The 19,116-nt window shown below is 61.3% G+C and carries 19 protein-coding genes; 9 read left to right on the top strand and 10 right to left on the bottom strand.

Going from position 1 to position 19,116, the window contains the following annotated elements; all coding sequences use genetic code 11:
- Positions 1-23: 23 nt before the first annotated feature.
- Complete coding sequence (locus FOT55_RS09560) at positions 24-581, bottom strand: HutD/Ves family protein (RefSeq protein WP_025302566.1); 558 nt, start codon at positions 579-581, stop codon at positions 24-26.
- Positions 581-1,951, bottom strand: coding sequence for a formimidoylglutamate deiminase (locus FOT55_RS09555; protein ID WP_147823404.1), 1,371 nt, complete (start codon positions 1,949-1,951; stop codon positions 581-583). Before FOT55_RS09555 ends, FOT55_RS09560 begins: the two co-directional genes overlap by 1 nt.
- Before the next feature lie 180 nt (positions 1,952-2,131).
- Between FOT55_RS09555 and hutC the strand changes: the two genes are divergently transcribed.
- The 4 genes from hutC (at position 2,132) to FOT55_RS09535 (ending at position 6,849) form a co-directional block, all read left to right on the top strand.
- Positions 2,132-2,887: a histidine utilization repressor gene (hutC, locus tag FOT55_RS09550; protein WP_025302564.1), complete on the top strand. Its 756-nt coding sequence runs from the start codon at positions 2,132-2,134 to the stop codon at positions 2,885-2,887.
- A 157-nt stretch (positions 2,888-3,044) separates the two neighbouring features.
- Positions 3,045-4,268 carry an imidazolonepropionase gene (hutI, locus tag FOT55_RS09545; protein ID WP_038877714.1) on the top strand — a complete coding sequence of 408 codons (1,224 nt, stop codon included), beginning with the start codon at positions 3,045-3,047 and terminating at the stop codon, positions 4,266-4,268.
- On the top strand, positions 4,265-5,068 hold the full coding sequence (gene hutG / locus FOT55_RS09540) for an N-formylglutamate deformylase (protein WP_025302562.1): 804 nt from the start codon (positions 4,265-4,267) through the stop codon (positions 5,066-5,068). Before hutI ends, hutG begins: the two co-directional genes overlap by 4 nt.
- A gap of 245 nt (positions 5,069-5,313) precedes the next feature.
- Positions 5,314-6,849 carry a serine hydrolase domain-containing protein gene (locus FOT55_RS09535; protein ID WP_147823403.1) on the top strand — a complete coding sequence of 512 codons (1,536 nt, stop codon included), beginning with the start codon at positions 5,314-5,316 and terminating at the stop codon, positions 6,847-6,849.
- Positions 6,850-6,852: 3 nt separating this feature from the next.
- On the opposite strand, the gene FOT55_RS09530 is transcribed toward FOT55_RS09535, so the two are convergent.
- Entirely contained in the window at positions 6,853-7,383 is a 531-nt protein-coding gene (locus FOT55_RS09530; RefSeq protein ID WP_060432923.1) for a chorismate mutase, read from the bottom strand.
- 115 nt (positions 7,384-7,498) lie between these two features.
- Positions 7,499-7,990, bottom strand: a complete 492-nt coding sequence (locus tag FOT55_RS09525) for an anti-virulence regulator CigR family protein (protein WP_060432922.1) — start codon at positions 7,988-7,990, stop codon at positions 7,499-7,501.
- Between the two features lie 442 nt (positions 7,991-8,432).
- On the opposite strand from FOT55_RS09525, the gene FOT55_RS09520 reads away from it, so the two are divergent.
- Positions 8,433-8,612: a hypothetical protein gene (locus tag FOT55_RS09520; RefSeq protein WP_025160261.1), complete on the top strand. Its 180-nt coding sequence runs from the start codon at positions 8,433-8,435 to the stop codon at positions 8,610-8,612.
- A gap of 52 nt (positions 8,613-8,664) precedes the next feature.
- Here FOT55_RS09520 and FOT55_RS09515 read toward each other — a convergent pair whose 3' ends face one another.
- On the bottom strand, positions 8,665-9,543 hold the full coding sequence (locus tag FOT55_RS09515; protein ID WP_060432921.1) for a nucleoside-specific channel-forming protein Tsx: 879 nt from the start codon (positions 9,541-9,543) through the stop codon (positions 8,665-8,667).
- Positions 9,544-9,899: 356 nt separating this feature from the next.
- Complete coding sequence (locus FOT55_RS09510; RefSeq protein WP_025302558.1) at positions 9,900-10,541, bottom strand: HD domain-containing protein; 642 nt, start codon at positions 10,539-10,541, stop codon at positions 9,900-9,902.
- 115 nt (positions 10,542-10,656) lie between these two features.
- Between FOT55_RS09510 and FOT55_RS09505 the strand changes: the two genes are divergently transcribed.
- Positions 10,657-11,637, top strand: a complete 981-nt coding sequence (locus FOT55_RS09505) for a GlxA family transcriptional regulator (protein WP_025302557.1) — start codon at positions 10,657-10,659, stop codon at positions 11,635-11,637.
- A gap of 2 nt (positions 11,638-11,639) precedes the next feature.
- On the opposite strand, the gene FOT55_RS09500 is transcribed toward FOT55_RS09505, so the two are convergent.
- From FOT55_RS09500 to FOT55_RS09480, 4 genes are all read right to left on the bottom strand, one after another.
- The gene (locus FOT55_RS09500; protein WP_025302556.1) at positions 11,640-11,912 is read right to left on the bottom strand and encodes a hypothetical protein; all 273 of its coding nucleotides are present in this window, start codon (positions 11,910-11,912) and stop codon (positions 11,640-11,642) included.
- Between the two features lie 73 nt (positions 11,913-11,985).
- Complete coding sequence (gene yddG, locus FOT55_RS09495) at positions 11,986-12,879, bottom strand: aromatic amino acid DMT transporter YddG (RefSeq protein ID WP_060432919.1); 894 nt, start codon at positions 12,877-12,879, stop codon at positions 11,986-11,988.
- Between the two features lie 91 nt (positions 12,880-12,970).
- The gene (locus tag FOT55_RS09490) at positions 12,971-14,341 is read right to left on the bottom strand and encodes an APC family permease (protein ID WP_025302554.1); all 1,371 of its coding nucleotides are present in this window, start codon (positions 14,339-14,341) and stop codon (positions 12,971-12,973) included.
- Positions 14,342-14,649: 308 nt separating this feature from the next.
- Complete coding sequence (locus FOT55_RS09480) at positions 14,650-16,068, bottom strand: glutamine synthetase family protein (protein WP_025302553.1); 1,419 nt, start codon at positions 16,066-16,068, stop codon at positions 14,650-14,652.
- A 219-nt stretch (positions 16,069-16,287) separates the two neighbouring features.
- Between FOT55_RS09480 and puuD the strand changes: the two genes are divergently transcribed.
- From puuD to puuC, 3 genes are read left to right on the top strand one after another with little or no spacing between them, the layout of a single operon-like run.
- The gene (puuD, locus tag FOT55_RS09475; RefSeq protein WP_147823402.1) at positions 16,288-17,049 is read left to right on the top strand and encodes a gamma-glutamyl-gamma-aminobutyrate hydrolase; all 762 of its coding nucleotides are present in this window, start codon (positions 16,288-16,290) and stop codon (positions 17,047-17,049) included.
- Positions 17,046-17,603: an HTH-type transcriptional regulator PuuR gene (gene puuR / locus FOT55_RS09470; protein WP_016928041.1), complete on the top strand. Its 558-nt coding sequence runs from the start codon at positions 17,046-17,048 to the stop codon at positions 17,601-17,603. Before puuD ends, puuR begins: the two co-directional genes overlap by 4 nt.
- 15 nt (positions 17,604-17,618) lie before the next feature.
- On the top strand, positions 17,619-19,115 hold the full coding sequence (puuC, locus tag FOT55_RS09465; protein ID WP_147823401.1) for an aldehyde dehydrogenase PuuC: 1,497 nt from the start codon (positions 17,619-17,621) through the stop codon (positions 19,113-19,115).
- Position 19,116: the final 1 nt, after the last annotated feature.

Raw genomic sequence — 19,116 nt, 5'->3', positions numbered from 1 at the left:
CGGGCGCAGGACTCTACTCTGCGTTAGCAGGCTGTGATGTTCGCCCACAGGATCGCGCCGTCGGCCGTCAGCGGCGCCACTTCGCCGCCCGCCGCCGTCCACCAGACACCCTCGCGCGCCCGCAGTTCTCCGCCCTCCGGCAGCGACCAAACACCGCTCAGCACATACAGCACGCCCGCCCGGTTGGGTGACAGGGTGACGGGCACCGTGCTGCGCAGCACCTCGGCCGCCTGCCGGCCGCGGCGTGTCATGATGTTGAAATCCTGACTGGCGCCGCCCAGCAGCGTCGCTTCCAGCGCCACGTCGCCGGAAAAGGCGAACGGCTCCCCGATACGCGCCAACTGATGGTCGATATGCCCGGCGCTGAACAGCCGCACGCCGTCGCCTTCCAGCAACGTTATCGAGCGATCGATGCCCGCAAAGGCGGAAAACGGCCCGTCCTGCGCGATGGTGGCGATACTGGCGCGCCAGTCGAAATCCGGCTCGCCCGGCGGCCAGCTGACGATTTCACGGGTTTCCCCACCGCCGTTGCGCCACGGGCTGACCGGCAGCGCGGCGAAGTTAAAACGGGTCAGGCTCATTATGCCTCCTGCTGAAAGGTTTTCAGCACCTGCAGGAACTCTGCGCTGCTCCGCTGTTGCAGCGCGTGCCGCCCCTGCTCGATCACCTGCCGGCCACCGACGAACACGTCGCGAATTTGCTCCTTGCCGCCGGCGAACAGCCAGCGATTGAGGATCGAGGCGTCCGGCGCCGCCGCCAGATACGGATCGTCGCCGTCCAGCACCAGCCAGTCGGCGCGATAGCCGCTCTGCAGCCGACCGATCGGCGCGCCGCACGCCTGCGCGCCGCCCTGCAGCGCCTGCAGGTACAGCACATCGCCCACCGCCGACTGTTCCGGTGTCGTCAGGCGATTGCGACGCTGATCGCGCAGCCGCTGGCCATATTCAAACCAGCGCAGCTCTTCCACCACGTTGAGCGAAACGTGGCTGTCGGAACCGATGCCCCAGCGCCCCTGCTGCTGCAGGTAAGCGTCGCCAGGGAAAATGCCGTCGCCGAGGTTGGCTTCGGTGGTCAGGCACAGGCCGGCCACCGCGCGGCTGCGCGCCAGCGCTTCCAGCTCGTCGCGATCCAGATGGGTGGCGTGCACCAGACACCAGCGCTGATCTACCGGCAGGTGGTCATACAGCCAGGCCACCGGGCGCTGTCCGCTCCACGCCAGACAGTCGTTCACCTCTTTTTGCTGCTCGGCGATATGAATATGCACCGGCAAGGTGCGATCCGACGCGGCCAAAATCTGCTGCATCTGCCCCAGCTCCACCGCACGCAGCGAGTGGAAGCACAGCCCCTGGTTCTGCAACGGGCGATCCGCCAGCTGACGGGCAATCACCTGCTGCTGATGCAGATAGCTTTCGGCATCCTGGATAAACCGTTTCTGCCCCGGCTGGGCCGCCTGGGCGCCGAAACCGGCATAGCTATACAGCACCGGCAGCATCGTCATGCCGATGCCGGCCTGATGCGCGGCCTCGCTGAGGCGGCCGGTCATCTCACCGCGATCGGCGTAAGGCTTGCCGTCGGCGTCGTGATGCAGGTAGTGGAATTCGGCCACCTGGGTATATCCGCCCTTGAGCATTTCGATATACAGTTGACGGGCGACCACCTCCACCTGCTCCGGCGTCAGGCGCTGCACCAGCCGATACATCAGATCGCGCCAGGTCCAGAAGCTGTCCTGCGGGTTGCCCGCCACTTCCGCCAGCCCGGCCATCGCGCGCTGGAAAGCGTGGGAGTGCAGGTTCGGCATGCCCGGCACCGCGTCGCCGTGCAGCCGGATGCAGCCTTGCGGCTCAGCGTTGGCGGTAACTTGAGTCAGATAACCTTGCGCATCGACGTCCAGCCGGACGTTATGCGCCCAGCCCTCAGGGAGCAAAGCGCGTGGGGCAAAATAAGCAGGCATGGCAGTATTCCACGGTTGATGTAACGGCGAATGAGGCGCGGCGATGGCGCGCATTCAGGAATTTTTGGCGGTCGCCGGCAAGTTTCTGGCGCGACGGCCACTAGTTGTATATACATATACATACGCCGACATCAACAGTAAACTGGTGTTATTATTTTTTTATTTGACGAGGTTAACGTCGTGGCTGAACAACAGACCGTGTTACAACTGGCGGCTGCAATGAGCGATGCCCCCGCCCCGATCTACCAACGGGTCAAACAGGCGATCGTGAATCAAATTCGTGCGGGGCATTGGCAACCGCACCAGCGCGTGCCCTCCGAAAGTGAACTGGTGGCGGAACTGGGCGTCAGCCGCATGACCATCAACCGCGCGTTGCGCGAGCTGACCAGCGAAGGTTTTTTGATCCGCATGCAGGGCGTCGGCACCTTCGTCGCCGAAGCCAAGGCGCATACCGCGCTGCTGGAAGTGCACAACATCGCCGATGAGATCGCCGCGCGCGGTCATCGCCACAGCAGCAAGATCCTCGAGCTGAAGGCCCGCCCGGCCAGCGAGGAAGAGGCGACGGCGCTGGGTATTCAACCCGGCCAACGGCTGTTCTACTCGCAGATCGTGCATTACGAAAATGACGTGCCGGTGCAGGTGGAAGACCGCTGCGTCAACCCGCTGGTGGCGCCGGATTACCTGAAGCAGGATTTCGACCGCGTCACGCCTTACACCTATCTGACGCAGGCCGCGCCGCTGACCGCCGGCGAACACATCGTCGAAGCGGTGATCCCCACCCGGCGCGAAAGCGAGCTGCTGCAGCTGGAAGACCACGAACCCGGCCTGCTGATCCATCGCCGCACCTGGTCCGGCAAAACCGTGGTGACCTCGGCCCGGCTGCTGTACCCCGGCAGCCGTTATCAACTGTTCGGCCGCTTCACCAGCGAAGTCTGATCCCCGGCGGGCGCGCCCTGCGCCCGCATCTCCGTGGTCGATCACATCCTGATAACAAAATCTCTCCCGCCTCTTGTGACATCCCGGTGAATGCGTTAGGTTGTTTTTAATTGTATATACAACCATGTGGGAGCTGCGGCTCCGGCGGAGGAAAGCAATGACGTCTGAGATTCACTGTGACAGCCTGTGGCACGGCGCCGATATCGTCACCATGCGCGACGGCAACTATCACACCCTGACCGACGGCGCGATCGCCGTACGCGACGGCAAGATTGTCTGGATTGGCGAACATGCGGCGCTGCCGCCCGGCCTGATCGCGGACGAAACGGTGAAATTCGATGGCGGTATCATCACCCCTGGCTTTGTTGATTGCCACACGCACCTGGTGTTCGGCGGCAACCGCAGCGGCGAGTTCGAACAGCGGCTGAACGGCGTGAGCTATGCCGACATCGCCGCGCAGGGCGGCGGCATTATCTCCACCGTGAAAGCCACCCGCGAGGCCGACGAAGCGCTGCTGCTGGAGCAGGCGCTGTTCCGCCTGCGTCCGCTGCTGGCGGAAGGCGTCACCTGCGTGGAGATCAAATCCGGCTATGGCCTCAGCCCGGAAAGCGAGCTGAAAATGCTGCGGGTGGCGCGCAAGTTGGGCGAGCTGCTGCCGGTCGAGGTGAAAACCACCTGTCTGGCAGCCCATGCGCTGCCGCCGGAATACGCAAACCGCGCCGACGACTACATCAATCTGGTCTGCGATACCATCATCCCTCAGGCCGCCGCCGCCGGCCTGGCGGATGCGGTTGACGCCTTCTGCGAACACCTGGCGTTCTCACCGGCGCAGGTGGAGCGAGTCTTCGCCGCCGCCGAAGCCGCCGGTTTGCCGGTCAAACTGCACGCCGAGCAACTCTCCGCCCTCGGCGGCAGCACGCTGGCGGCGCGCCATCACGCGCTCTCCGCCGACCATCTCGAATACGCCACCGAGCAAGATGCCCGCGCCATGGGCGACGCCGGCACCGTGGCGGTGCTGCTGCCGGGCGCCTACTACCTGCTGCGCGAAACCCAGTGCCCGCCGGTAGAGCTGTTCCGCAAGCACCACGTGGCGATGGCGATCGCCAGCGACGCCAACCCTGGCACGTCGCCGGCGCTGTCGCTGCGTCTGATGATCAACATGGCCTGCACGCTGTTCCGCCTGACGCCGGAAGAAGCGCTGGCGGGCGTTACCACCCACGCTGCCAAAGCGCTGGGGCTGCAACACAGCCACGGCACGCTGGAAACCGGCAAGGTGGCGGACTTTGTTCACTGGCCGCTGTCGCGGCCGGCGGAACTGGCTTATTGGTTGGGCGGCCAGCTGCCCTGTACGGTGATTTTCCGAGGAGAAGTACGTCAATGACCATTCGCGATCCTTTTAGCTTCCAGACCGGCAGCCTGCCGCTGCTGATCAGCATCCCACACGCCGGCACGCAACTGACGCCGGCGGTCGAGGCCGGGCTGACCGACGATGCCCGCCCGCTGCCCGATACCGACTGGCACATTCCACAGCTGTACGACTTCGCCCGGGCGATGGGCGCCAGCGTACTGGTCGGCAACTATTCGCGCTTCGTCATCGACCTGAATCGCCCGGCGGACGACAAGCCGCTGTACACCACCGCCACCACCGGTCTGTATCCCGATGTGCTGTTCGACGGCCGCCCAAGCTTCCTGCCGGGCAAAGCGCCGACGGACGAAGAACGCGCCGGCTATCTGCAGCAAATTTGGCAACCTTATCATCAGCAGCTGCAGGACGAGTTGGCACGCCTCAAAGCGCGGCACGGCTATGCGCTGCTGTTCGACGCGCACTCCATCGCCTCGGTGATCCCGCGGCTGTTCGACGGCAAACTGCCGGATCTCAACCTCGGCACCAACGGCGGTGAAAGCTGCGCCCAGGCGCTGAGCGATCGGCTGGTCGCCTGCTGCGAGCAGCAACAGCAGTACACCCACGTGCTGAACGGCCGCTTCAAGGGCGGTTACATCACCCGCGCCTACGGCCAACCGCAGCAGCAACAGCATGCGATCCAGCTCGAGCTGGCGCAGGTCAACTACATGTCCGAACAGTATCCTTTCGCGTTCGAACCGCAGCGCGCCGCCTCGCTGCAGCGCCTGCTCAAGCAGATGATTGAAGGCCTGTTGGACAGCGCCGCCAGACTGAACTGATCCCCTTTACAGGCGCCGCCGGGCGCCTGTTCCTCTCCCTGTCCTTAACCGTAACGTCAGCCGCAATCTGCGCGCTATATCAAAGTTTCGCGTGATTCCCTACTGACTGGTCTAAACAGCGCACAAAACAGCGGCCGACGAAAAACGCGCTGCGCCACAATCAGCCGAAAAGCCCGCGCTCATCGTCAGCGCCGGGCGGCGTGTGGCCGAGCTGGCCCGTTTCGAACCATCACTCTGGAGGCCCTATGTCTGTAACACCGTTAAACTGGCGCGCTGCCGGCGCCCTCGCCGAACAATTGCTGGCCGGCTGGCAACGGCGTGGCGAACCCGGCGGCGCCATCACCCTGTTTGACGCCGAACAACTCCGCGCCACCGCCAGTGCCGGCTTGGCCGATCTGGCGCAGAATACCCCCTTCACCGCCGACAGCGTGGTGCGCTACGCCTCAGTGACCAAGCACATCTTCGCCGCGTTGGCGCTGAACGCCACCGATCGCGCCATTCGACTCGAACAACGCCTGGGCGAACTGCTGCCCGCCCTGCAGCCCGCGTTGGCGGACGTTACCGTCGGCCAGGCGCTGGACATGACCGGCGGTCTGCCTGACGTGCGCGAGACGCTCGGTCTGCTGGGCATATCGCTGCATGCCGTCAGCGAGGCGCAGCCGGTGATGCAGTTTGTCGAGGGGCTGGAAAGATTGAACTATGAAGCCGGCAGCGAGATCGCCTACAGCAATACCGGCTATCGGCTGCTGGAGGCCGCGCTGCGCAGCAAAGGGTATGATTTCGACCAACTGGTGCAACAGCACATCGCCCGGCCGCTGCAGGTGCAGATGCAAGCGCCGGAAAGCTGGTTCGACGTGGTGCCAGGGTTGGTGCCGGGTTACTGGCGTGCGGCGCGGGGCTGGCAACACGCCAGCGCCGGTCTGCACCTTTCCGCCTCCGGCAGCCTGACCGGCAGCCTCAACGCCCTCACCCGCTGGCTGCAAACGCTGCTGGCCGACCAGGGCCCCGGCCAGGGCGTGCTGGCGCAACTCGGCGCACCGCGCCGCCTCAATCAGGGTCAGCTCAGCGCCTATGGACTGGGGCTGGCGCGCACGCCGCTGGGCCGCCGCCGCTTGCTCGGCCACGGTGGTTCCCACGCCGGTTACAAAACCTATTTCCTGCTGGCGCCCGATCGCCAGGTCGGCGTTGCGCTGGTGGCCAACCGCGAAGACTGCGACAGTTTCGGGATGGCTTTGCAGGTGATGGCAGCGCTGCTGGGCGAACCTTTGCCGCAGCGCAGCACGGCGATCCCCGACGGTCTCTACGCCACGCTGGCGGAGCCGCACTGGCTGGAGGTCAAAGACGGCAACCTGGCCTATCTGGGCAGCGATGAACCGCTGTATCAGGGCGAAGACGGCTACGCGGTGTCGCTGTCCGCCCATATGCCAATCAAATTGAAGTGGACCGGCGAAGCGGTCGAGGGCGAAGTCGGGCATGTGGCGCGCCGTTTCCTGCCGGTCACGGCCAACGGCGACTGCCTGAAGCATGTGCAGGGGTTGTGGTATCACCCGCACTATCGCACCGCCTTTGAAATTCGCGGCAATCGGGTGCATATTGGCGTCGGCCCGGCGGCGCAGACCGGCACGCTCAGCCCGCTCGGCCAGGGCCGCATGCTGGTGGAGTGCCAGGACGGCCCATGGTTGAAACGCTTTTGCCTCTATTTCCGCGGTTACAACGTGGATCTCATCGCCAACCGCAGCCGGATGCTGACCTTCCGACGCAGCACCGTCGGCCGCGACTGACGCTCAGCGTGCGCTGCCGGTTCTGACCGCCAGCAGCGCATCCGCCAGCCGCCGCTTGTCGGCGGCGCTGAGATTCACCTGATCCACAGACGCCATAAACGCCGCCTGATCCGCCTCGCCGAGCGGGCCGGTACGCAGTCGCTCCGCCAGCCGTTGCAATATCTGGCTGCTCAGCTGCGCGATCTGTGGGCGCACCTGCGTCAACGGGCGCGGCTGCCAGCCGGGCTCCGGGCTCGCCAGCCAGTCGGCGCGATAGCGGTACTGAATCGCCTTGGCGGCGTCCATCTGCGCGGCGATAAAAGGCCGCACCGACGCCGGCTCCAGCCCCAAACGCCCCGCCTCCGCCTGCGCGCTGGCCAACACCTTCGCCTCCTGCGCCAGGTCTTCGATCGGCAAATGCTGCTGCGCCTTGTAACCGGCAACGTCTTTCATCAACGACAGCCGTTGGTTCACCAGTTCGCCGATGGCGGCAGCGCCGTCTGCCAACGCTGGAAAACTGGTCAAACAGCAGGCTATCAATAACGCCCTGAACATGGCGCCTCCCTTATGATGCAGTGAAAAGGTCAGGCGCCAAGTTCACCACGTCAGCCCTGCGCCGGCAAATAAAAAAGGCCCCGCCGCAGCGAGGCCCGATGAGACCCAACCGGCGTTAGTCGAACACGCCGTTGATGACGGAGGCCACAATCGCGGTGCTGAGTGCGACCAGCACCAGATCGTCGCCGGCGATACGCCACTCATAACCCGGGTACTGCGGCAACTCACGCAGCATCGAGTAAGGCACCACTTTTTTGGCGATGCCCGGCGGCAGCGGTTTACCACGCGCCAGATTCTTGGCGATGCCCGGTGGCAGCGAGCTATAGCCGGTCAGGCCGTAGTTGTGCGCCAGCGAACGGGCGCGGTCGCGCGAAAGGCTGACGGAGACCAGATTATCGTCGTTCCTATAGCCGCCTTTATCTTTATTGCCTTTGTTGCCGTGATTACCGTTGTTGCCATGGTTACCGTTATTGCCGCTGTTGCCATGGCCGTTCCCGTTCCCGTTGCCGTTACCATTGCCGCCTTTGTCGGCCAAGGCCGGGGCGGATGACAACCCCAGCGATGCAATCAGCGCTAACACCGTGAGAGTCGTACGACGTTTGTTCATGTTGTGTATTCCTGCGTGCGTGACTCTGTTGACTATAGCTAGCCTTTTCCAGACAAAGTATAAGGAAAACTCCGAGATAACGGCGCGCTTTTACGGCATTCGCTTTCAAACCTTGTCTCAACGCAAAACGCCTCGAAAATGCCGATGCTTGTCTCAGATTTTTCTTGAAGAAAAATAAGCCTTACGCTAGCGTGGGAAGGTAACAAAAAAGAGTTAGCGTGCTCTTTTTCGTCGCACCTCAAATCTTATTCTTATCATCCATAATGATAATAGCGAACACTTCCCGCCTCTCCGTGCGGGATTCTTTTTTCCGCCGCCGTCGCCCCAATCTGGTGCTTTATGTTGAGATTTAGTTGCCGATAATTTACATTCGCTGTCTGAGAAACCTCAACCTCCCGCGGTGGCCAGGCTGGCAACGGGTGGGCGTTCAGGAGCAAAAGACGTGCAAATGACCCTCATGGAATACATCACTCGACACTTTAACGGCGATCTTCATCGTTACGCGCAGTCGGAAGGCGTCAGCCGTGAACAAATCATTAGTTGGATAAATAATGAATGTCACGTGATCAAAGGCAGGCTGTTTATGCCGGTGAAGCATCTCCCGGTTGAACAAGCACAGTGATGACAAAAAAACCCCGCCAGGCGGGGTTTTCTGTTTCTGATAGCACGGAAAATCAGAAGTTATAGCCGACCACGAGGTAATAACCCCAACCGGTAGACTTGATCGGGCCCTGTGGCAGGTTGATATCCGCGCCATCCTGCCACTGGCCGCCGTTATGGAAATAACGCGCCACGAAAGAATAGTGCCAGTGATCGTAGTTCAGCGCCAAAATGTGGCTGGAGGCGATAGAGTTGCTAGTGCGCAGCTGTTTGCCGTTGATCGCGTTACCACTGTCCTTGCCCAGATCGGAACCAAAGTCGAAGTTGGTGAAGCCGATGTAGCTCAGGTTGCCGCCCCACACCTGGGTCAGCGGCACGAAGTATTTCACCTTGAAGCGGTAACCGTCCCAGCTGTTCTCGTTGGCAGCCTGGTAGTTTTCCCACTGGTATTTGGCATAGATGTTCATCGACAGGCTCATCGGCAGGCCGGTGTCGATATCGGTGCCCAGACCCATGTACCAGGTGTTTTGACGACCGTCGGCGTTGTGGCCCAGGTCATAGATGTAGTTGTTGGCGAAGTACCACTCTTTGAACGGACCGAAGCTCAGATCGGTGCCGGTCAGCTTGTCGATGGAGAAGCGCGGTTCAATCTCCATAAACAGCGGGGAGCCTTTGTCCCAGATGCCGCGATCCGGGGTATTGCCCACGCCGAAGAACTTCGGCACGTCAACGTAACCGTAGAAGTCGAACCAGTCTTTCTTGGCGAAGGCTTCGTATTCGAGATACACGTCGTTATTCAGCTGCGGTCCGAAACGGGTGTGGTAGCTGCCCACCACGTTAACGCTCTGGTGCCACCAGTCGGAGACATATTGACTGTCTTTGCTATCAGCCATTGATGATGCACTGTAAGACGCTGCGAGCAGTACACCTGCTGCGAGAGCTATTTTTTTCATTTTATTACCACATGCTTAAAGGGCCATTTCCTGCCCGTTTAGAAAAGATGACAATGAGTCTGCCGACACCTGGCGTTGTCTTCACACAGAAACTCGGATGACGCGCGCATTATAGAAACCACTGACTGTAAGAATCTGTGATCCAGTTACGCATTTCGCGAATAGGTAATCGATTGCGTTCACATTTGTCAAATTATGTTTCATTCAAATTCACATTCGCTGTGATTTTTGTCATGCACATCGATTTTTAGCGCAGTTTTTGAGCCAACTGTCATCAACCGGCAATGAAGAGGAGTACGGCATTCAAGCGGGAAATGCCGGCGAAAACTCGCCGGCGAGAGAGAAGCGGCAGCCGATCACGCTGGCCACATCGAACGACGAATGAGGCTGCAAAAATTACCGCGAACAAAGCTCGGTTCCTTATCCGCCAGCACGTCCGCTTTGACGTTGCCGAAGGTGCTGTCCGGCTTATGTCGAATCCCGTCGTAAAACGCCTGAATAATCGCTTCCTTGAAGTTTGCCCCGCGGGGATGCAGCTCCACTACCTGCTCTCGCAGCGCCGCGTCATAGCCCTGGTAATTGATCCCTAACACATCCATCTCTACTCCCGCGGTCACCAGCGCAATCAGCGGGTGCATGTATTCCGGGATCCCCGGCGTGGTGTGTAACGCGATCGCCGTCCATACCCGATCGATATCCTGACGGCTGACCCCGTGCCCGCGTAAAAACTCGGCCGCCGCATCGGCGCCATCCACTTCGAAACGTTTGTCGCAGCTGCAGTGATCGTGCGTCAGTCCCATATCGTGAAACAAGCAGCCGACGTACAGCAGTTCAGGATCGTAAACCAGCTTGCGCTGCTGCCCCGCCAGCGCCGCCCAGTAATACACCCGGCTGGAGTGGTGAAACAGCAGATCTGATTCGGTGTCGCGCACTAACTCGGTCGCCTGACGCGCCATCGCGCTATCCGGCACGCTGATGCCGTTGATGGTTAAACTCATAACTTGATTCTCCCGTTGTCTGGAACCCGGTTAGATTAGGCGTTACACTGAATGTCCTCAATTGCCATTAATCAACGATTAGGGACATCCCCCATCCATCGGGATATCGCATGCCATGAGTAAAACCATCGCTATTCTCGCCGTGCCACAGGTGCAGCTGCTGGACGTTTCCGGTCCGCTGGATGTTTTCGCCGAGGCCAATCTGCAAGCCGGCTATGCCGCCTATCATCTGCAGGTAGTCGGAAAGACGCTGGCGCCGATCGTGTCCTCATCCGGCGTCAAACTCGTGCCGGATCTCGCCATCACCCAATGGCGTGAACAGGCGATCGACACGTTGCTCATCGCCGGTGCACCGGGTATCGCCGACGGCGAAAGCGAAACACGCACGCTGGACTGGCTACGCAGAGTGGTACCCCGCACTCGCCGCTACGGCTCGGTGTGCAGCGGCGCTTTTCTGCTGGCGGAGGCCGGCCTGTTGGATGGGCGGCAAATCACCACCCACTGGGCGGTAGCCGATCAATTGTGTCGCCGCTATCCTCAGGTCACGGTGGATAAAGACGCCATTTATGTGCGTGACGGGCGCCTGCAGACTGCCGCTGGCGTGACCTCAGGGCTGGATCTGGCGCTGATAATGGTGGAAGACGATTTAGGGCGTGAGATCGCGCAGCGGGTCGCGGCCCAGCTGGTGATGTTTTTCCGCCGTCCCGGCGGGCAGATGCAATTCAGCTATCGGGAACAGGCGACCCTGGCCGGGCGCTCAATGCTGCAGGAAGTGCAACGCTGGGCGATAGACAATATCGGGTTACCGCACAACGTAGCCAGCCTGGCGGAACGCGCCGGCGTCACCCCGCGGCATTTCAGCAGGCTGTTCGGCAACGAGGTCGGCACCTCTCCCGCTAAATGGCTCGAGGAAGCCCGCATCGCCGAAGCGCGCAGGTTATTGGAACTCGGCGTATTGGCGCCAAAACAGGTGGCGGCGCATTGCGGTTTTTCCAGTGCAGAGCTGATGCGGCGGGCATTTATCCGCCGGCTGGGGGTAACGCCGGCGGACTATCGAAAAATGTTTCTCGGTAAACAACTGCGGCGCGAAAGCTGAGATCAGTTTACCGCCGGCACCGCCTTGGCGATGTTTTCCTGGCGGAACGCCACCTCTTCGCCGTTTTTCACCTCCCAGTTGGCAACCGGAATGTCGGTCTTGGGCGCCGCCGCGACGACCGAACCGTAAATCAGCTTGTCGTCGCGGCGCAAAATATAAACGTCGAGCTGATATTCGTGCCGCAGATTCGCCGTGGTCAGGCGCACGGTATCGCCGCGCTCATAGTGATGCACGTCGATTTCAGGCTGTTGAATAAATTGAATGTCGCTTCTCATCGTCGTCGTTCCTTCAGGCAACATGGCTAGTTAAATTCTAGTTCAACATTGCGCCGACGGCGGATAATTTCCGTTAATTTCCGCGAGTTGCCCGCCAACAGATCAGCGAGCCAAGCGTGACCATCGCTACGCCCTGCCAGAAATTGGCGGTCAGCGAGGTATGCAACACCAGCGCGGCGAACACCGCCGACAGCACCGGGGTGAAATAAGAGACGGTGGCCAGCAGCGTCATGTTACCGTGCAGAATGCCAACGTTCCAGGCGGCATACCCTGCTCCCATCGCCACCCCGGCGCACAGCAGCGTTACGGTCACGCCGAGGCTGAACTGCATGCCGCTTTCCGCGCTGAAAGCATACTTCAGCCACAGCGCCAGCGCGGTCAGCACGATGAACAGCACTACGCCGTTGCTGCCTTGGGCAATCTTCTTGGTCAGGTTGCAATACAGCGCCCAGATCACCGCGCCGCTGAACGCCAGCGTATAGCTAAGCGGATTGCTGCGCACGTTGGCCAGCATCTGCGCCGGTGACCAGCCGCCCTCGCCGCTCATGATCCAGCCGATGCCGAACAGCGACAGCAGCAGCCCCGGCAGCAGCCACCATTTCGCCTTTTGGCCGTTGAGCGCCAGCGCCATCAGCACGGTGAAACAGGGCCACAGGTAGTTGATCATGCCCACTTCTATCGCCTGCAGGCGGGTATTGGCGTAGCCGAGCGACAGCGACAGGCAGATCTCGTAGCTGACGAACAGCAGGCTGCCGACGATGAGATAAGGTCGCGGAAAGCTGCGCCATTTCGGCACGCCGAGCGCCACCAGCAAAAACACCGCGCTGACGCTGTAGATCATCGCCGCGCCGCCGATCGGCCCCAGCCCTTCGCTGACGCTGCGAATAAGGCCAACCACGCTGCTCCACAGCACAATGGCCAACAAACCGAACAACGTGGCGCGGGTACGCGAGGGCAAAGCGGGCATAAGACAGGTCCAATGGGTTATTTTTTATCAGGTTTTTCACTCTACTGCCGCACGTGCCAAAAAGAAAGGCGGGATACTCCCGCCTGTGAATTTATTGCTGCGGTTGCCGCTCCAACTGCGGCGGCGGCTGGCGAAAGCGTCGGGTCAGCCAGGCCAAATAGCCGAAGCCCAGTGTCGCCCAGATCAGCCCCATGGTCAGCGAGCTTTTCTCCAGGTTCAGCCACAGCACCCCCACCGTCAGCGCCCCCACCAACGGCAGGAACAGGAAGTTGAACCGATCCTTCCAGCTTTTGTTGCGCCCTTCGCGAATGAAGAAGTGGCTGATCACCGACAGGTTAACGAAGGTAAAGGCTACCAGCGCACCAAAGTTGATCAGCGCCGTGGCGGTCACCAGATCGAACGACAGCGCTGACAGCGCCACCAGCCCGACCATCAGTACGTTCAGCGCCGGGGTGCGCCATTTGGGGTGGATATAGCCGAAGAATTTCTCCGGGAACACGTTGTCACGCCCCATCACGTACAGCAGGCGCGATACGCTGGCGTGCGACGCCAGGCCGGAGGCCAGCGTGTTGATGAAGGTCACGCACAGGAAGATCGACTGGAACAGCTTGCCGCCGACGTACAGCGCGATCTCCGGCAGCGCGGCGTCGGGCTGGTGAAAGCGTTGAATGGACGGGAAAAACAGCTGAATGAAGAACGACACGCTGATAAAGATCACCCCGCCGTACAGCGCGGTCAGGAAGATGGCGCGCGGGATCACCTTGGCGGCGTCGGGCGTCTCTTCGCACAGCGTAGTCACCGCGTCGAAGCCGAGGAACGAGAAGCACAGGATAGTGGCGCCGGTAATGATCGGCAGCAGGTGCGCATTCTCGCTGAGGAACGGCCGCAGGCTCCACACCGTGCCCATCCCCTCGCCGTTGTGCAGGCCGCGCACCACCAGATAGATGAACACCAGAATGATCGCCACCTGCGCCAATACGAACAGGGTATTGAAGTTGGCCACCAGATTGACGCTTTTCAGGTTGATGGCGGTGATAAGGATAACGAAGCCCACGACCCACACCCAGGGCGGCACTTCCGGGAACAGCGCGGTCAGGTAAATCTTCGCCAGCAGCGTATTGATCATCGGCAGGAACAGATAATCAAGCAGCGATGACCACCCCACCAGAAAACCGACGTGCGGGTTGATCGCCTTCTGCGCATAGGTATAGGCAGAGCCGGCGGTGGGAAACTGGCGCACCAGTTTGCCATAGCTGATGGCGGTGAACAGCACGCCGGCCAGCGCCAGCAGATAGGAGGTCGGCACATGGCCGTCGGTGAGGCCGGAGACGATCCCGAAGGTGTCAAACACCGTCATCGGCGTCAGATAGGCCAGGCCCATCATCACCACCTGCCACAGCTTGAGGGATTTGCGCAGCTGCGGTTTGCCCGCCGGGCCGCCGTCGATGGCTTTAATCGTCATGGCATTTCCCCTCTTGGTCCTCTGCTGTCAACCGTGCAACGTCATTCAGAGAGGCCGCAGGGAAACTGCTGCTCAGGCGGCGGTAAAAACGGGTTGGTATCGCTGTCGGGCGGCCGGCGACCGGCCCGTAGGCACTGCGGCACAGACAAACGTCTGCGCAGGGGGCTGACTGAGTCATGGTTATTTCCTCGTCGGCGTCCTGTACGCCGTGATAGAAGAAATTCTGTACCGCAGCGCGCAGCCTCGCCGGCCACAGGAGAGCCGATGAAATGCGCCGGACGCGCGCGGTAGTCGCAGGGTGAGCGGGATCAGGCGTTTTTCAACATCCACTCGATTTCGGTTTCGGTGATCAGGCGCTCGAACTGCACCAGCTCATCAGTTTTGCAGGCCAGATAGACGTGGCTGAAGCGTTCGCCCAACAATGCATTGAGCACCGGCTGATGTTCGAACTCGTACAGCGCGTCGCTCTGGCGGATCGGGAACGGTAGCCCGTCCTGCTCCAGACCGTTGCCGGTCACCGGCTCAGGCAGCGGCAATGCGGTTTCCAGGCCATAAACGATGCCGGCCAGAATGGTCGCCATCACCAGATAAGGATTGGCGTCGGCGCCCGCCACGCGATACTCCACGCGGTGGTTGTCGCGATCGCCGCAGGGAATGCGCAGCGCCACGGTGCGGTTGTTATGCCCCCAGGAAGCCTGGGTCGGCACATACATGCCAGGCTGGAAGCGGCGGTAGGCGTTGACGTTCGGCGCCAGCAGCGCCATCGAAGACGGCATCAGGGCGATCATGCCCGCCAGCGCCTGTTTCAGCAGCGCCGAATCTTCGCCGTCATCGTCGGCGAACACGTTGTTGCCCTGCGCGTTCAGCATGCTGATGTGCACGTGCATGCCGCTGCCGGCGTGCTCCTCATACGGTTTGGCCATAAAAGTCGCCTGCATATTGTGGTTCTCGGCCACCATGCGCACCAGCCGCTTCAGCGCCAGCGCGTGATCGCAGGCCTGCAGCACATCATCAGTATGATGCAGGTTGACCTCGAACTGCCCCGGCGACGCCTCCGCCACCGCGCCGTCCGCCGGAATGCCCTGCAAACGCGCCAGTTCGTCGATCTCGCTCAGCACATCGGCGAAATGGTTCAGGTTATCGACGGAGTACACCTGGCTTTGGGTGTTGCGTTCTTGCGTGCCCGGCGCGCACGGCGGCTGCAGATAGCCTTCCGCGTCACGTTGACGATCGATGAGATAGAACTCCAACTCTACCGCTACCACGGGGGAAAGCCCGCGCTGACGCAAACGCTGCCACACTCGGTTCAGCACATTGCGCGGTTCAACGTCAAAGGGAGTGCCATCTTCATCCAACATGGTGAGCAGCACCTGCGCGATATATTGCGGGTCCGCCGCCGACGGCGTCAGCGTGCCCGGTACCGGCACGCATACGTGATCCGGCTCGCCCAACTCCTGCCCCAACCCGGCCTCTTCCACCACGTTGCCGAGAATATCCATCGCAAATACCGACGCCGGGAAGTAACAGCCCTTCTCCAGTTTGTTCAGGCCGCCGACCGGGATGCGTTTGCCGCGGAAGCTGCCGTTCAGGTCGGTCAACAGTACGTCGACATGTTGGGTTAACGGATAACGTTCCAGATACTTCTTCACTTCGCGCTGGAACGCGCTACTTCGTCTCTCTTCACTGTGCTGAACAAAGTTTTCCACTTCTACGATGTTGGTCTGCATGGTTCACCCGCCGTTTGTGTTTTGCTGTCGTCGATGTTTATTGACCGTATTGTTCAATATAATGCCCACAAATGAAACGTAGATGAAACAAATTTGTTTTGCAAGTGTTACTTTTGGTTTGAATATTGCCCAATCGACTGCTAGATTTATAGAATATTGAACGAAATCGGCGGTGGAGAAGCTTATCGTTCATAATTTCGAACGTACCAAGGGGATAGCATGGACAATATATTTAACAGACCAGTCATTGGCGTCATCATGTGCAGGTATAGGTTAAACGGGCACCTCACACAGACCTTGCAAGAAAAGTACCTGAATGCCGTTATCACCGCCGGCGGCTTGCCGATCGCCCTGCCGCACGCGCTGGCGGAGCCGGAAATGCTGGCGGAACTGCTGCCGCGCCTCGACGGCATTTTGCTGCCGGGCAGCCCCAGTAATGTGCAGCCGCACCTTTATGGTGAAAACGGCGATGAGCCTGACGCCGATCCTGGCCGAGACGCGTTGAGCCTGGCGCTGATCCGCCAGGCATTCGACAGGCGCATTCCCCTTTTCGCCATTTGCCGCGGCATGCAGGAAATGGTGGTCGCCACTCAAGGCACCCTGCATCGCCGCCTGTACGAACTGCCCGAGCTGCTGGAGCATCGTGAAGATCACGATCTGCCGCTGGAACAGCAATACGCCCCCGCCCACGAAGTCATCGTTCAGGAAGGGGGGCTGCTTTCACAACTGATACCGGATTGCAACAGATTCTGGGTGAACTCGCTGCACGGCCAGGGTGCCAAAACCCTGGGCGCGAGCGTTCGCATCGAGGCGCACGCCGCTGACGGGCTGGTGGAGGCGATCAGCGTGCGCGATCAGCCTTTCGCGCTCGGCGTGCAGTGGCACCCCGAGTGGAACAGCGACGAGTATGCCCTGTCGCGCCTGTTGTTTGATGGTTTCATCACCGCCTGTCGGAACTATCAAAAGGAAAAACGCCCATGAGCGACGTCAGCTTGGCACCGGGAAAACGTCTGTCGCAGATCCGTCAACAATTGGGGTTGTCGCAGCGCCGGGTCGCCGAACTGTCTGGGTTAACCCACAGCGCCATCAGTACTATCGAGCAAGATAAGGTCAGCCCGGCCATCAGCACGCTGCAAAAGTTGCTGACGGTGTACGGTCTGTCGCTGTCGGCGTTTTTCGCCGAGCCGGAAAAACCGGCTGAGCCGCAGATCGTGATAGACAGCGACGACCTGATCGAAATCGGCAGCCAGGGCGTTTCGATGAAGCTGATCCACAACGGCGACCCGAATCGTACGCTGGCAATGATGATCGAGACCTACGAACCGGGCACCACCACCGGCGAGCGCATCAAACACCAAGGGGAAGAGATTGGCACGCTGCTGGAAGGCGAAGTGGTGCTGCAGGTCAACGGCCAGAGCTATCACCTGCTGGCCGGGCAGAGCTACGCCATCAATACCGGCATCCCCCACAGTTTCAGCAACACGTCGGCGCGCATTTGCCGGATTATCAGCGCCCATACGCCGACGACATTCTGATCAACGGAGCCAGGCATGAACTTTCACCACTTGCAGTATTGGCAACAACGGGCGCAGGCCCTGAAGATTGAGCACCAGCTGTTTATCGACGGCCGCTACCAGCCGGCCGCCGCGGGGAAATGTTTCGCCGTGGAAGATCCCGCCGGCCGCCGTGAGCTGGCGCAGGTCGCGCGTGGCGAAGCCACCGACATCGATCGGGCAGTCAGCGCGGCGCGCGCCGCCTTTGAGCGTGGCGACTGGGCGCAGGCCGTCCCGGCGCAGCGCAAAGCCACGCTGCTGCGTTTCGCCGATCTGATGGAGCAGCATCACGAAGAGCTGGCGCTGCTGGAAACGCTGGACACCGGCAAACCCATCCGCCACAGCCTGCGCGACGACGTGCCGGGCGCCATCCGCTGCATCCGCTGGTACGCCGAAGCGATCGATAAGGTCTACGGCGAAATCGCCCCCACCGGCCGCGAGGCGCTGGCGCTGATCGAGCGCGAGCCGATCGGCGTGGTCGGCGCCATCGTGCCCTGGAACTTCCCGCTGCTGCTGGCCTGCTGGAAACTCGGTCCGGCGCTGGCCGCCGGCAACAGCGTGGTACTCAAACCCTCCGAAAAATCGCCGCTGAGCGCCATCCTGCTCGGCAAATTGGCGCAGCAGGCCGGGTTGCCGGACGGCGTGCTGAACGTGGTGCCCGGCTATGGCCACGACGCCGGCAAGGCGCTGGCGCTGCACCGCGACGTCGATGCCCTCACCTTCACCGGCTCCACCCTGGTGGCGAAACAGCTGATGATTTACGCCGGCGAATCGAATATGAAGCGTGTCTGGCTCGAGGCCGGTGGCAAAAGCGCCAACATCGTCTTTGCCGACTGCCCGGATCTGGATCAGGCTGCCCGCAGCGCCGCCGCCGGCATCTTCTACAATCAGGGGCAGGTGTGCATCGCCGGCACTCGCCTGCTGGTCGAAGCGAGCATTGAGCAAGCGTTCCTGCAGGCGCTGCGCAAACACGCGGCGACCTTCGTCCCCGGCGATCCGCTCGATCCCGACACGGTGATGGGCACGCTGATCGACAGCGGCCACTGCGAGAAAGTGGCCGGCTATATCGATCGGGGGCTGAGCCAGGGCGCCGCGTTGTTCCTCGACGGGCGCGACCATCCGCAGGGCGACCACGCCGGCTATCTGGGGCCGACCATCCTCACCCAGGTGAACAACGCCATGAGCGTGGCGCGCGATGAAATCTTCGGCCCGGTGCTGGCGGTGACCACCTTCGACGACGAGCAACAGGCGCTGCAGCTGGCCAACGACAGCGACTACGGCCTCGGCGCCGCGGTCTGGACCCGCGATCTGGCGCGCGCGCACCGCATGGCGCGCCAACTGAAGGCCGGCACGGTGTTCGTCAACAACTACAACGACGGCGACATGACCGTGCCGTTCGGCGGCTACAAGCAGAGCGGCAACGGCCGCGACAAATCGCTGCACGCGCTGGACAAATTTACCGAATTGAAAACCACCTGGATCTCGCTGGAATAAG

The sequence above is a fragment of the Serratia bockelmannii genome, assembly GCF_008011855.1.
GTDB lineage: Bacteria > Pseudomonadota > Gammaproteobacteria > Enterobacterales > Enterobacteriaceae > Serratia > Serratia bockelmannii.
Note: the sequence above shows the minus strand (reverse complement) of the source record. Positions and strands in the feature narration are given on the sequence as shown.

Excerpts from the sequence above, each read along its gene's own strand:
- FOT55_RS09560 (WP_025302566.1), bottom strand. The coding sequence starts at position 581 with ATGAGCCTGACCCGTTTTAACTTCGCCGCGCTGCCGGTCAGCCCGTGG.
- FOT55_RS09555 (WP_147823404.1), bottom strand. The coding sequence starts at position 1,951 with ATGCCTGCTTATTTTGCCCCACGCGCTTTGCTCCCTGAGGGCTGGGCG.
- hutI (WP_038877714.1), top strand. The coding sequence starts at position 3,045 with ATGACGTCTGAGATTCACTGTGACAGCCTGTGGCACGGCGCCGATATC.
- hutG (WP_025302562.1), top strand. The coding sequence starts at position 4,265 with ATGACCATTCGCGATCCTTTTAGCTTCCAGACCGGCAGCCTGCCGCTG.
- FOT55_RS09535 (WP_147823403.1), top strand. The coding sequence starts at position 5,314 with ATGTCTGTAACACCGTTAAACTGGCGCGCTGCCGGCGCCCTCGCCGAA.
- FOT55_RS09530 (WP_060432923.1), bottom strand. The coding sequence starts at position 7,383 with ATGTTCAGGGCGTTATTGATAGCCTGCTGTTTGACCAGTTTTCCAGCG.
- FOT55_RS09525 (WP_060432922.1), bottom strand. The coding sequence starts at position 7,990 with ATGAACAAACGTCGTACGACTCTCACGGTGTTAGCGCTGATTGCATCG.
- FOT55_RS09515 (WP_060432921.1), bottom strand. The coding sequence starts at position 9,543 with ATGAAAAAAATAGCTCTCGCAGCAGGTGTACTGCTCGCAGCGTCTTAC.
- FOT55_RS09510 (WP_025302558.1), bottom strand. The coding sequence starts at position 10,541 with ATGAGTTTAACCATCAACGGCATCAGCGTGCCGGATAGCGCGATGGCG.
- FOT55_RS09505 (WP_025302557.1), top strand. The coding sequence starts at position 10,657 with ATGAGTAAAACCATCGCTATTCTCGCCGTGCCACAGGTGCAGCTGCTG.
- FOT55_RS09500 (WP_025302556.1), bottom strand. The coding sequence starts at position 11,912 with ATGAGAAGCGACATTCAATTTATTCAACAGCCTGAAATCGACGTGCAT.
- yddG (WP_060432919.1), bottom strand. The coding sequence starts at position 12,879 with ATGCCCGCTTTGCCCTCGCGTACCCGCGCCACGTTGTTCGGTTTGTTG.
- FOT55_RS09490 (WP_025302554.1), bottom strand. The coding sequence starts at position 14,341 with ATGACGATTAAAGCCATCGACGGCGGCCCGGCGGGCAAACCGCAGCTG.
- FOT55_RS09480 (WP_025302553.1), bottom strand. The coding sequence starts at position 16,068 with ATGCAGACCAACATCGTAGAAGTGGAAAACTTTGTTCAGCACAGTGAA.
- puuD (WP_147823402.1), top strand. The coding sequence starts at position 16,288 with ATGGACAATATATTTAACAGACCAGTCATTGGCGTCATCATGTGCAGG.
- puuR (WP_016928041.1), top strand. The coding sequence starts at position 17,046 with ATGAGCGACGTCAGCTTGGCACCGGGAAAACGTCTGTCGCAGATCCGT.
- puuC (WP_147823401.1), top strand. The coding sequence starts at position 17,619 with ATGAACTTTCACCACTTGCAGTATTGGCAACAACGGGCGCAGGCCCTG.